Origin of the sequence: Vibrio sp. M260121 (assembly GCF_036533715.1) — a bacterium.
Lineage (GTDB): Bacteria > Pseudomonadota > Gammaproteobacteria > Enterobacterales > Vibrionaceae > Vibrio.
In genome coordinates this window covers 1-12,547 of record NZ_JATABF010000038.1, presented here as the reverse complement: position 1 = coordinate 12,547, position 12,547 = coordinate 1, and the positions used below count along the sequence as shown (strand labels likewise).

The 12,547-nt window shown below is 45.0% G+C and carries 9 protein-coding genes; 5 read left to right on the top strand and 4 right to left on the bottom strand.

Going from position 1 to position 12,547, the window contains the following annotated elements:
• Positions 1 to 53: 53 nt before the first annotated feature.
• A complete protein-coding gene (locus QTO06_RS18490; RefSeq protein ID WP_331409293.1) occupies positions 54 to 551 on the top strand; it encodes a hypothetical protein in 498 nt (165 codons plus the stop codon).
• A 79-nt stretch (positions 552 to 630) separates the two neighbouring features.
• On the top strand, positions 631 to 2,262 hold the full coding sequence (locus QTO06_RS18485; RefSeq protein WP_331409291.1) for an ABC transporter ATP-binding protein: 1,632 nt from the start codon (positions 631 to 633) through the stop codon (positions 2,260 to 2,262).
• Positions 2,263 to 2,508: 246 nt separating this feature from the next.
• Here QTO06_RS18485 and QTO06_RS18480 read toward each other — a convergent pair whose 3' ends face one another.
• A complete protein-coding gene (locus tag QTO06_RS18480; RefSeq protein ID WP_331409290.1) occupies positions 2,509 to 4,548 on the bottom strand; it encodes a prolyl oligopeptidase family serine peptidase in 2,040 nt (679 codons plus the stop codon).
• A 137-nt stretch (positions 4,549 to 4,685) separates the two neighbouring features.
• Complete coding sequence (locus QTO06_RS18475) at positions 4,686 to 5,585, bottom strand: LysR family transcriptional regulator (RefSeq protein ID WP_005432244.1); 900 nt, start codon at positions 5,583 to 5,585, stop codon at positions 4,686 to 4,688.
• A gap of 157 nt (positions 5,586 to 5,742) precedes the next feature.
• Between QTO06_RS18475 and QTO06_RS18470 the strand changes: the two genes are divergently transcribed.
• Complete coding sequence (locus QTO06_RS18470) at positions 5,743 to 7,434, top strand: L-lactate permease (protein ID WP_077263365.1); 1,692 nt, start codon at positions 5,743 to 5,745, stop codon at positions 7,432 to 7,434.
• Positions 7,435 to 7,722: 288 nt separating this feature from the next.
• On the top strand, positions 7,723 to 8,865 hold the full coding sequence (gene lldD / locus QTO06_RS18465) for an FMN-dependent L-lactate dehydrogenase LldD (protein ID WP_331409288.1): 1,143 nt from the start codon (positions 7,723 to 7,725) through the stop codon (positions 8,863 to 8,865).
• A gap of 101 nt (positions 8,866 to 8,966) precedes the next feature.
• Here the strand turns inward: lldD and QTO06_RS18460 are convergent, their stop codons facing one another.
• Positions 8,967 to 10,205, bottom strand: a complete 1,239-nt coding sequence (locus tag QTO06_RS18460; protein WP_331409286.1) for a beta-prism lectin domain-containing protein — start codon at positions 10,203 to 10,205, stop codon at positions 8,967 to 8,969.
• Between the two features lie 358 nt (positions 10,206 to 10,563).
• Positions 10,564 to 10,911 (bottom strand): helix-turn-helix domain-containing protein, encoded by a 348-nt coding sequence (locus QTO06_RS18455; RefSeq protein ID WP_331409285.1) that lies wholly within the window; start codon positions 10,909 to 10,911, stop codon positions 10,564 to 10,566.
• Positions 10,912 to 11,260: 349 nt separating this feature from the next.
• Here QTO06_RS18455 and QTO06_RS18450 point away from each other — a divergent pair, with 349 nt between their 5' ends.
• Positions 11,261 to 12,364 (top strand): mechanosensitive ion channel family protein, encoded by a 1,104-nt coding sequence (locus QTO06_RS18450; RefSeq protein WP_331409284.1) that lies wholly within the window; start codon positions 11,261 to 11,263, stop codon positions 12,362 to 12,364.
• Positions 12,365 to 12,547: the final 183 nt, after the last annotated feature.

Sequence of the window (12,547 nt, the reverse complement as noted above, 5' to 3'; positions counted from 1 at the left end):
TGATAATTAATTTCATTTAATATCTACTCAAATCGAATTTTGTGGAGACGAAGATGAATATTGAGCAATGCTGGATGCGCTACTTAAAAGCGGAACAGCTGATGGAACAAGGCCATTGGCCAGAAGCTCATCGCTTGTATGAAGATGTTCTCAGCCATTTGCCAAATCACATTCACTCCGCACTCGAAAACGACCTAACCAAGCCATGCCAGTTTGTATGTCTCATCAGCGGTTTGCGCGATGCCAGCGTAGCCCAATCTGAAATTCTCAATAAACTTGGAATGCAGCAAGAGGCGTTTTCAACCCTTAACCAATCGTACGCTCTGTTCCAGTTCTTACAACTCGAAAGCCATGATTTGATTGGCCGAGTTAGCCAGTTATTGAGTAAGCAAAGTGAAGATTTACTCGCGCACATGGCCGCATTTTGCTCGGCGCAGCGCAATGCTCAGTGGATGATCGAACTCGACCATGTCACTCGTGCTCATGAGCAATTCTTGTATCTGCAAGCAATGACTGCAGCAGAAGCGGGGGCGCCTCAGCTATATAACTAGGCAAGGATAACCCGGTATAGGTTTCTGCCAACGTGAAAGGCAGTAACAGTAATAACAACTCGATACACAAGGAAACGTGATGTCCACACAAACCATTCTTTCGGTGAACAACCTTTCTGTCAGCTTTACGACAAACGATGGTATCGTCGATGCAGTAAAGAATGTTAGCTTTGATCTTAAAGCTGGTGAAACATTGTCTATCGTAGGCGAATCTGGTTCAGGAAAATCGGTCTCAACCAATGCGTTGATGAGGTTGCTGCCAGATAATGCCATTTTGCACGCCGATTCCTCTATCGTCTTTGAAGGCGAATCAATCCTAGAAAAATCTGAACGCCAAATGCAGAGTATCCGCGGTGATCGTATTGGCATGATTTTCCAAGAGCCCATGACTTCGCTAAACCCATACATGCGTGTGGGTATTCAAGTGGCCGAAGCCATCATGTGCCATCGTCCAGTGAGCAAAAAACAAGCCAAGCAAAAAGTTCTCGAGTTGTTCGATTTAGTGCACTTACCAAACCCGCAACAAGCCTATGACAAGTATCCACATGAATTCTCCGGTGGTCAGTTGCAACGCATCATGATTGCCATGGCTTTGATTAACGAGCCGGATATTCTGATCGCCGATGAACCAACAACGGCGCTCGACGTGACCGTTCAAGCTGAAGTGCTTTATTTGATCAAAGAGATCCAAGCAAAAATGGGCATGGCGATTCTCTTCATTACTCATGACTTAGGTGTGGTGAAACACTTTGCCGACCGAGTCTTGGTGATGTGTAAAGGTAAAGTGGTCGAAGAAGGCATCACAGAAACACTCTTTTCTGATCCTCAGCATGATTACACTAAGATGCTGATTAACTCGATTCCAAAAGGCAGTAAAGATCCCATTAAAGAAGGGGCAACTGAACTGCTTAAAGCCGATGATATTCGCGTTAAATTTCTTATTAAGCCTCACTTTATCGCAAGTAAGAACGAATACTTTGAGGCCGTAAAAGGTATCTCTTTAGAACTAAAACAGGGGGAAACGCTAGGTATCGTGGGTGAATCTGGTTCAGGCAAATCAACGCTTGGCCGAGCCTTGATCGGATTGTTGCCCTCAACCGGGAAAATTCAGTTTAAAGGGCAAGATCTAGCACTTCTGACGGACAAAGAACGCTTCGAACTGAAGAAAGACGTACAAATGGTCTTCCAAGACCCATACGGTTCACTTTCACCAAGAATGACCGTGGGTGACATCATCACGGAAGCTCTCACCGTGCATCAACCTCAAATGAGTAAAGCAGAACGGATGCAAAAAGCACGTGATGTTCTGCGAGAGGTGCGCTTAGACCCAGCATCTATTAACCGTTACCCACACGAGTTTTCTGGCGGTCAACGCCAACGTATTGCGATTGCGCGCGCGTTGATTCTGGAACCCTCTTTCATTCTGCTTGATGAACCCACGTCGGCACTGGACCGCTCCGTTCAACTGACCGTAATTGATCTTCTGAAAGATCTGCAGAAGAAGTATAACATCGGCTACTTGTTCATCAGCCACGATCTCTCTGTTGTGAAAGCACTGTCTGATCGTGTGTTAGTCATGCAAAAGGGTGAAGTGATGGAACAAGGTACGGCGGAAGAGATCTTCCATAATCCAAAAAGCGATTACACGAGAAAGCTGATTGATGCCTCATTTGATCTTGAAAACAATGAAAATCAACATGATGCAGCCTAGATTCATCACAATTTCATATTCATAAACTAGGATTAAAGTATGGCGAATTTTTCGCCATAACTACGAAAATGGTATAGCTGCCATTCGGTTTGGCCGCCGAGACTGGTTGGTTCAACGTTAGGCTTAGTCACCCTAACGATCAAATTGAGTTCCCCCAACCATGAAAAATGCCGCGATGGATATCGCGGCATTTTTTATTGCGGTTCTGTTAACTGGCGTTTCGCTATCAGTAGCAGAATACGTTCATTAAAAATCGAGCTTCTCGATACCCATGTTGTGCAGAGCAAATGCATAAACATCGGTAGTTAGGTCGATTTGTTTGCTCAGCGGCATCCCCGCACCGTGACCTGCGTTCACGTCAATACGGATCAGCACTGGATTTTCTCCCTGATGCTTGTCTTGCAACTCTGCAATGAACTTGTATGAGTGGGCAGGTACCACACGGTCATCATGGTCTGCTGTCGTGACAAGCGTAGCAGGGTACGAGACTCCCTCTCTCACGTTATGCACTGGTGAATACCCAAGTAGATATTGGAACATCGCCTCGGTTTGCTCAGAAGTACCAAAATCGTATTTCCAACCTTCACCAGAAGTAAAGGTGTGGTAGCGAAGCATATCCAATACACCAACCGCAGGAATCGCCACTTTAAACAGCTCTGGTCGTTGAGTCATGCACGCACCGACCAATAAACCGCCATTTGAGCCGCCACGAATCGCAAGCCGCTCTGAGCTGGTGTAGTCGTGTTCAATCAAGTATTCCGCCGCGGCAATGAAGTCATCAAATACGTTTTGCTTTTGTTGTTGAGTACCCGCGTTGTGCCAAGCTTTACCATATTCGCCACCACCACGCATGTTAGCGACTGCGTAGATACCACCAAGTTCTAACCAGTTCGCGACATTTCCTGAGAACATCGGCGTCAAACTGATATTGAAGCCACCATAGCCATAAAGCATGGTTGGTGCGCTGCCATCGAGTTTGGTGCCTTTTTTATATGAGATGATCATCGGAACCTTTGTACCGTCTTTTGAGGTGTAGAACACTTGTTGAGACTCGTATTCTTTACGGTCGAACGGGGCTTTCGATTCTTGGTAGAGTGCAGACTCACCACTTTCTACATCAAAAGAGAAAATGGTTGGTGGCGTCACGTAGTTGGTAAAAGAGTAGTAAAGCGTCTTATCTTCTGCTTTGCCTTGCAAGCCATATACGGTGCCTTGGTCAGGTAAAGTCACTTCACGTACCAACTCGCCTTGATAAGTAAACTGCTGAACTTTAGACAAAACATCGACCATGTAAGTCGCGAACAAGTAACCACCACCTTTGCTGATATCCAGTGGTTGCTCCTGTTCAGCAATGATCTCTGTCCATTGTTGAGTTTGAATGTTGTAGCCAACCACTTTGCCGTTAGACGCATCCAAGTTGGTGTATAAGATTAAAGTGTCATCTTGGTTATCAATCAAATAAGTATCACCATCGGTTGTATCTCGAAGCGTGATAACGTCTTGCTCTTCTGAAGTGAGATCCACATAAAACAGTCGGTTTCCTGATGTAGATTCCGCACCTGTGATAATCAAGAAACGATCGTCTTTGGTGGTCACTCCCCCTACATAACGATGCTTTTGTGGTTCCAACGCACCAAAGACCACTTTGTCTTCACTTTGTGGAGTACCTAACTCATGGTAGTAAAGCTTGTGCTGCTCAGTACGAGCCGAAAGCTCACTGCCCTGTGGTTTATCATAGCTTGCGTAGTAAAAACCTTTGTTACCAACCCAAGAAATAGTGGTGAACTTGGCGTCGACAATTTCAGGCTCAAGCTGCTGTTTGGTTTCGACATCAATGACGAAGATCTTACGCCAATCGCTACCACCTTCAGAAATGGAATACGCGACAAGTGTGTCGTCTTTAGAGAACTTCACTTCGCCAAGCGATGTCGTTCCTTCTTCTGAAAAAGTATTCGGATCGAGAAAGATTTCCGCCTCCTCTTCTCCTTTGCGACGGTATAAAACGCTCTGGTTCTGCAAACCATCATTTTTATAGAAGTAGGTGTATTCACCATGAACAAAAGGTTGAGAATACTTTTCATAGTTCTGACTGTTCGCCACTAAATCGCGAATTTGTTGGCGGAAAGGGATTTGACCTAAGTAATCGAAGGTCACTGAGTTTTGCCCCGAAACCCATTCTGCGGTTTCTTGGCTCATATCGTCTTCTAACCAGCGATATGGATCTGCGATGTCGTGACCAAAATAAGTGTCGACGACAGAATCTTTACGAGTTTTTGGGTAATGCATAACGTCCGTGTTACTCCGTTTGAAGTTGAGTGTTTTGTTTTATTATTTTGTTGAGATTTATTCTCAATACCTACCTTAGGGCTCAGGTATAGAATTTCAACCAATAGATTGAAACATTTCTTGTATTTATGAACTGCCTAAAAGTAATGCGAGATAGTTAGGTATCGTTCTCGAATGTGCTCAATCAAGAGCTTTACTTTGTTTGGAGGCTGACGAGTAAAAGGATAAACCGCGTAGATGCCGAGCTTTTTACCGACCAACTCAGGGAAAATATCCACCAGCTCACCGCTACGAATGTCGTGATAAACCAAGCAACGCGGTACGTAGGCGATACCATGCCCACCTAGAGCTGCTTTTCTTAATGCGGTAGCGTTATCCGTAGAGAAGCTGCCCGACACTTTGACGATGTAGTCACCCTGTTTGCCTTTGAACTGCCAGTCGGTCGCACCGGTAGTTTGGTAGGCGTATTGCAAACAGTTGTGCGTGGTTAAGTCGATGGGCTCAATCGGTTTGCCATTTTTGACAATATAAGAAGGCGAGGCACAAACCACCCATTGTGAATCAAGAATATGACGCGCAATCAAGCTGGAATCTTCTAGATAACCAGTTCGAATCACCAAGTCAAAGCCACCAGCAACCAAGTCAACAAAGCGATTATCAAGCGACATATCGACGGTTAAACCTGGGTGCATATTACAAAACTCGGCGACGGCGTCCGCCAAGATCAAATCACCCGAGATAGTCGGCACCGACATTTTGATATGACCGCTGACATTCTCACCAAAGCCTGAAACTGCATCCATAGCCTCCTGAGTGGCTTGCTTCACATTTTTAGCACTGTGTAACAAAACCTTCCCTGCTTCGGTCAGGGTCAATTTACGCGTTGTTCGATATAATAGCTGAGCACCTATCTCTTCTTCTAGCCGCGCAATTCTCTTACTAACTACTGAATTTGTAAGGTTATTTTCTTCAGCCACCTTACTAAAACTGCCCATTTCTATCACCTGTGAGAACAGGATTAGATCATCTGCACGCATTCTATTATGTCACTTTTGGAATAAATCAATTTCATTATTTCCCTATATCTATAAAAAATAAAGGGGTAAATTCACGCCAAATTAACAAAACCATTACAACAAAAATCATCTCAACAGCATAAAGCGGTTCGAGAAGTCAGCGTACGAGGATGTACCAATGAGTGAAACCCTACTTGCCCTTGTGGCGTTTTCGCCAATTGTTGTCGCCGCCATATTATTGGTTGGTCTCAACTGGCCTGCTAAAAAAGCTATGCCTGTTGCGTTCGGTCTAACCGTCGCTATCGCCCTAATGTTTTGGGATATGTCAGCTACTCGCGTACTGGCGTCTGTCTTTCAAGGATTAGGCATTACCGTCTCTGTTCTATGGATCGTGTTTGGTGCCATCTTCTTGCTTAACACTTTAAAACACACTGGCGCGATCACCACAATTCGCAATGGGTTTACTGATATTTCAGCCGACCGTCGCGTTCAAGCCATCATCATCGCTTGGTGTTTCGGCTCATTCATTGAGGGCGCATCTGGCTTCGGTACACCTGCTGCTATCGCCGCCCCTCTATTGGTTGCGATTGGCTTCCCTGCGCTTGCAGCGGTACTGATGGGCATGATGATCCAATCTACACCAGTATCTTTCGGTGCGGTTGGGACACCAATCATCGTAGGAGTGAACAAAGGTTTAGATACGCACAATATTGGTGAAGCACTGGTTGCTCATGGCTCAACATGGGAAGCGTACCTACAACAAATCACCGCAAGCGTAGCAATGATTCACGCAACGGTTGGTACTCTCATTCCGGTACTCATGGCAATGATGCTGACTCGATTCTTTGGTAAGAATAAGAGCTGGAGTGAAGGTCTAGACATCCTACCTTTCGCGCTATTCGCAGGTGTTGCCTTCACCGTTCCTTATGCACTAACAGGTGTGTTCCTAGGTGCTGAGTTCCCGTCATTAATCGGTGGTCTAGTTGGTCTAGCTATTGTAGTTACTGCGGCGAAGAAAGGTTTCCTTGTTCCAAAAACCAAGTGGGACTTCGAAAGCGAAGATAAATGGCCAGCAGAATGGCTAGGTTCTCTAAAGATCAATCTTGATGACAACCCAGGCAAACCAATGAGCCTAACCAAAGCTTGGGCACCTTACGTGATGCTAGCTGTTATCCTAGTGGCAAGCCGCGTAAGCCCTGAGTTCAAAGGTCTACTTAAGAGCGTCAGCCTATCATTTGGTAATATTCTTGGTGAAACAGGTATCAGCACAGCGATTCAACCTCTATACCTTCCGGGTGGCATCTTAGTCTTCGTAGCGTTACTTGCGGTTCTTCTACAAGGTGGCGGCGCTAAGTCACTAGGCAAAGCATTTGGCGAATCAAGCAAGACACTAATCGGTGCAGGTTTCGTTCTTGTGTTCACCATCCCTATGGTTCGCATCTTTATTAACTCAGGTGTCAACGGCGCCGAGCTAGCAAGTATGCCTGTAACCACGGCAAACTTTGCAGCAGACCTCGTTGGCTCAGCATTCCCGGCGTTGAGTGCGACTGTTGGTGCCCTTGGTGCATTCATCGCCGGCTCTAATACCGTGTCGAACATGATGTTCAGCCAGTTCCAGTTCGAAGTGGCGCAGACACTGACTATCTCAAGTGCCATTGTGGTTGCCCTTCAAGCGGTTGGCGCTGCTGCGGGTAACATGATTGCCATCCACAACGTTGTGGCTGCCTCTGCAACAGTTGGCCTGCTAGGACGAGAAGGCGCAACGCTTCGCAAGACCGTTATCCCAACGTTCTACTACTTGGTGGTCACAGGCATCATCGGTCTGATTCTGATTTACGGATTCCAAGTCACCGACGCTTTAATGAAGTAACACTTACGCAGGGTCTCCCCCGCCCTGCACTTTCTCTGGCACAGCGGTCAGCACTACTACCCCGACTTTTGGTGTGGCTTGCTGCATCAATCCCCCGACCGGTGTGCCAGTCTTTTTCAGTGCAGATAATTGATTGTTCCGTGTATGGAATGTCTAACAGCTCAATCACTTATCTATACTCTATTCTGATGTCGACTGCCGAAAGGATGGCAGTCAGTGAAACACTGACAGAGCAGGTGCTCATTGACTCAGGACGCAATCTTAGAATAACAGCCAGGACACACGAATATGATTATCTCTGCTTCTACAGATTACCGCGCTGCCGCGAAAGCCAAGCTGCCTCCATTCCTTTTCCATTACATTGATGGCGGTTCATACGACGAGCGCACATTAAAGCGCAACACCGATGACTTAGGTGACGTGGCACTACGCCAACGTGTTCTGCGCGATATGAGTGAGCTAAGCTTAGAAACGGAAATCTTCGGTGAACAGCTGGCGATGCCTATTGCTCTAGCGCCTGTTGGCTTAACAGGTATGTACGCACGACGTGGTGAGGTTCAAGCAGCAAAAGCGGCAGAAAAGAAAGGCATTCCTTTCACCATGTCGACCGTCTCCGTTTGTCCAATTGAAGAAGTGGCACCTGCGATTGAACGCCCAATGTGGTTTCAGCTGTATGTTCTGAAAGACCGTGGCTTTATGCAGAACGTACTTGAGCGCGCGAAAGCCGCTGGCGTAACAACGCTGGTCTTCACTGTGGATATGCCAGTGCCAGGCGCGCGTTACCGTGACATGCACTCCGGTATGAGTGGTCCAAATGCGGCGATGCGCCGTGTATTCCAATCTATGCTTCATCCTAGCTGGGCATTAGATGTGGGTGTATTAGGTAAACCTCACGACTTAGGTAATATCTCCACTTACCGTGGCGAGCCAACCAAGTTGGAAGACTACATTGGCTGGCTGGGCGCAAACTTCGATCCTTCAATCTGTTGGAAAGATCTAGAGTGGATTCGAGACTTTTGGGATGGGCCGATGGTCATCAAAGGTATTTTGGATGAAGAAGATGCAAAAGACGCGGTTCGCTTCGGGGCTGATGGTATTGTTGTGTCAAACCACGGTGGTCGCCAGCTTGACGGGGTCCTTTCAACAGCGAAAGCATTACCTAGTATCGCAGATGCAGTAAAAGGTGATTTGAAAATTTTCGTCGACTCGGGTATCCGTACAGGTCTGGATGTGGTGCGTATGCTGGCACTCGGTGCAGACTGCACTCTGCTTGGCCGCTCTTTTGTTTACGCACTCGCAGCGCAAGGCGGTGCTGGCGTAGAGAACTTGCTTAATTTGTATGACAAAGAGATGCGTGTAGCAATGACACTTACAGGAGCGAAGTCGATATCGGACATCTCTAAGGACTCACTAGCAAAGGTTATAAAATAAACGACAAGAGGCCGAGAAAAATCTCGGCCTAACTGGGACAAAGGAAATATATTAAGTTGAGTCCTCGTTATTAACAATAGCTAACTTAGATGAACCAACTATCATTTTGAATAAAACTTAATGGCACTCACTATGTATCTAGATGGTGAATATGCCTCTATTTTATTTAATGTTTTTCCATTAGGAATGGAATATGTAGACACCTGTTTATTAGTGGATTCTTGACCTGTACCATATTTATGTCTCGAGCCATTCTTATATACAAATTCTAAAGAAACAATAGAACGCTTACCCTGAGCATATCTATAATTGCCGACGGTGACATTAATTTGCTTTAAGTTCGTTGTACTAACGTTATATACACGACCGCCGCTCGACAAACCAACATAATTGCTAGAACTTGAGCCTATTGCATCGACAGCCCACCCAGAACGTATAAACAATTTATTATTAGATAACTCCATTGATTTTGCGTTCCCAACTTGGTCTCCAAACCATGGTGAAGAATTCCAACCTGAAGAGTCTTTGTCAATATCGATCAAACTCGCTATGTATTTAAAAAAGTCTTCTTCCGTCTTGTTCGAGTTACCTGGAAGTTTTCGCCAGACCTCATATGCCGAGTCACCTTCCTCACCTTTGTAACCTCTATAACCACGGCTACCTGTGTTTCCTTTATCTCCCTTGTCACCTTTTGGTCCTTGAGCTCCTGCTGTACCTCTATCACCTTTGTCGCCCTTGTCACCTTTTGGCCCCACCGGACCTACAGCACCAGCGTCACCTTTCGGCCCTTGAGGACCAACTTCACCGCCAAGGCCTTCTAAGTCACCAACCCATCTTCCTGAGCTATCAATAACCATATTACCGTCGATATAAATGGCATTTGTATCAACTTCAGTTGGGGTAATAAAGCCAACAGCATTTTCAGCAACACGAGCAAATAGTACCGCTTTAACTTCATACTCAATCGAATAATTGCTTAATATTTCGGGGATTTCTATGAGAAAATGGCTATCCCCTAAATCCGTTAAAGTGTTATTACCTTTTAGGTCTTCATTTGATATAGGGATTTCACAACTGCCATTTACAAATGTACAAGTAATATTCTTATAACCAATTTGCTTACTTTTTTCAGATTTGAGTATTTTAACTAAAACTTCATATTCACCATCAAGGATTGGTGTCTTAAGTTCCGTGTCAAATACATTTACATGAACAACATGAGGTTTATTAAAAACATATGATTCTGACGAAACTGCTGAGTAGGCCAAACTTGGCGATGCCTGAAACACAGCAGAAAAAGATATCGCCATCACTAACGGCAAAACACTAATTTTATGCATACTTGTAGCTCCGTGATTAAATACCCACCTTATTGGTGTGGTTATTTAGTGCTTAATATGTTGTATGTTGTTTCAAAACAAATACAACATATTTCACTATCACGGGTAAACTAATTGATATTGGCAATATTATTATTGGCACTAGATAAATACCACTTATATAGAATGCCTATAGATAATTTACCAATTAAGCAAACTTAATAAAATAAAACAACTAAGAGTACAAGTGGTATGTTGATTAGCAGGAGAAGGAGATCTTGAGAAAAGCTTCCGTCAACGTTCCTTTCATTTAGAGGAAAGCAATAAAAGCTTCTCGCTAGACATACCCAAGTAGCCTCGAGATACTTAATTCCGCGACTTAGCTAAGAGTATGTTCGTACTCGATCACAACTTGGTTGCCTTCAATGAAGACATTACGGATTTCACCATCTACGGTGATACGGTTTTGTAGGTACACCGAGCCCGAAGAAGAAATATCGCGCTTGCTCATAGATGGAATCACTTGACCAGGACGGACATGCAATTGTTCGCAAAGTTGCTTCACGAAGCCAAGTGTTAGCGGAGCGTTCCCACGTAGCAACGCAGAGAACTCATGCAAGCTTAAACCTAGGCGCTTTGCCATCTCCATTTGGGTGAGGTGCATTTTTGCTTTTTGCGACATCCAAATGTCGTAGAGCGCATTTCTATCTAGCTCTGTGAATTCCATGGTTTATCTCCGTATGTCAAAGTGACATTAAAGTCTCATGTTTGAGCTTGATAAATGTTAGCGATGAGTCAAAGAACCTACAATTGATGGTTCGAATGATAGCGCTTATCTTTCAAAGTTCGAGTTTCATCACACCGTGTAGGTTGAACAGCACGAACGTTACATTTCACCATACGTATCATTACCTTGTATTTACACATTAATCATTAACATCACTCTAAACACTCACCGCCTTAATAACAGTTATAAGAAGACAAGAACGGATTATTCGAATCACATCATTTTGCTAGGGCGTAGACTCAAACTCTGCTACCTTTCACTCATTGTTCCAAAAAATGAAACTTTACTTATGCCACAGTGGTTTACAGAACTTCAAACTTACATCATGGCCCATCATCAAGACTGGAGCAGCAGCGTACTGTTCATTACGATTGCGAGCTTTTTTGCTTGGATTGCGTGGCGCGTATTGCATTCTCGATTAGCTATTTTGGTCGAGAAAACCCCCTTTCATTGGGATGACCTTTTATTAGAAGCACTCAAAACCCCCATCAGTACCTTAATCTGGTGTTGGCCTGCGACGGTATCGTTGGGCATTGTTCTGCAAAGTGAGTTGGGGAACGAGTTCAACTGGCTCAGCACCCTTAAACTCATTCTTGTTATCAGCATCCTAGTTTGGATTGTGATGCGTCTTATCACCAACGTCGAAGACTACGTGCTGGAGCAGAAGACCCGTGACGAGACAACCGTACAAGCCGTCGCGAAAGTCGCTCGCCTGTTCTTTATCATCATCGGCGTATTGACCGTTATGCAGGCATTTGGTCTCAGCCTTTCTGGTTTACTGACCTTTGGTGGTGTCGGTGGTTTGATTGTAGGTTTAGCAGCCAAGGATCTTCTATCAAACTTCTTTGGTGGTTTGATGATTTACTTCGATCGTCCGTTTAAAGTTGGCGATTGGATCCGCTCTCCAGACCGTCAAATAGAAGGAACGGTGGAACGTATTGGCTGGCGCATGACCAGCATTCGAACCTTCGATAAGCGACCTATCTATGTACCTAACTCAGTGTTCAGCAACATCGTGGTAGAAAACCCGTCTCGCATGTTGAACCGCCGAATCTTTGAGACAATTGGCCTGCGCTACGACGATGCAGACAAAGTACCAGTAATCATTGATGAAGTGCGCGAAATGCTGAAGAACCACAAAGATATCGATACGCGCCAGACACTTATCGTCAACTTCGATGCGTTTGGTGCGTCTTCACTGAACTTCTTTATCTATACCTTCACTAAAACGGTGAACTGGGTCCGCTACCACGAAGTGAAACAAGATGTGCTTTTGCAAGTCATGGCGATCATTAAGAAGCACGAAGCGGATATTGCGTTCCCTACGCAGACACTCAAGCTTGACCCGATTCAAATGGCGAAAGCTCAAGCGCAAGACGACAGTGGTTTCTAAGTTCAAAATACCAAGCACAAAGCCCGCTTAATCAGCCTGTCTCTTATACACAAATCCCCAAGCTTGTAGCTTGGGGATTTTTTTTGAACTCTTTAACGTGTGTGCGATCTGATCACTTACTATTCCTCACTGAAACACTAAGATGACATATTCAGACGCTAAACTTTGGGCACAAGAACAATT

Excerpts from the sequence above, each read along its gene's own strand:
- QTO06_RS18490 (WP_331409293.1), top strand. The coding sequence starts at position 54 with ATGAATATTGAGCAATGCTGGATGCGCTACTTAAAAGCGGAACAGCTG.
- QTO06_RS18485 (WP_331409291.1), top strand. The coding sequence starts at position 631 with ATGTCCACACAAACCATTCTTTCGGTGAACAACCTTTCTGTCAGCTTT.
- QTO06_RS18480 (WP_331409290.1), bottom strand. The coding sequence starts at position 4,548 with ATGCATTACCCAAAAACTCGTAAAGATTCTGTCGTCGACACTTATTTT.
- QTO06_RS18475 (WP_005432244.1), bottom strand. The coding sequence starts at position 5,585 with ATGCGTGCAGATGATCTAATCCTGTTCTCACAGGTGATAGAAATGGGC.
- QTO06_RS18470 (WP_077263365.1), top strand. The coding sequence starts at position 5,743 with ATGAGTGAAACCCTACTTGCCCTTGTGGCGTTTTCGCCAATTGTTGTC.
- lldD (WP_331409288.1), top strand. The coding sequence starts at position 7,723 with ATGATTATCTCTGCTTCTACAGATTACCGCGCTGCCGCGAAAGCCAAG.
- QTO06_RS18460 (WP_331409286.1), bottom strand. The coding sequence starts at position 10,205 with ATGCATAAAATTAGTGTTTTGCCGTTAGTGATGGCGATATCTTTTTCT.
- QTO06_RS18455 (WP_331409285.1), bottom strand. The coding sequence starts at position 10,911 with ATGGAATTCACAGAGCTAGATAGAAATGCGCTCTACGACATTTGGATG.
- QTO06_RS18450 (WP_331409284.1), top strand. The coding sequence starts at position 11,261 with ATGCCACAGTGGTTTACAGAACTTCAAACTTACATCATGGCCCATCAT.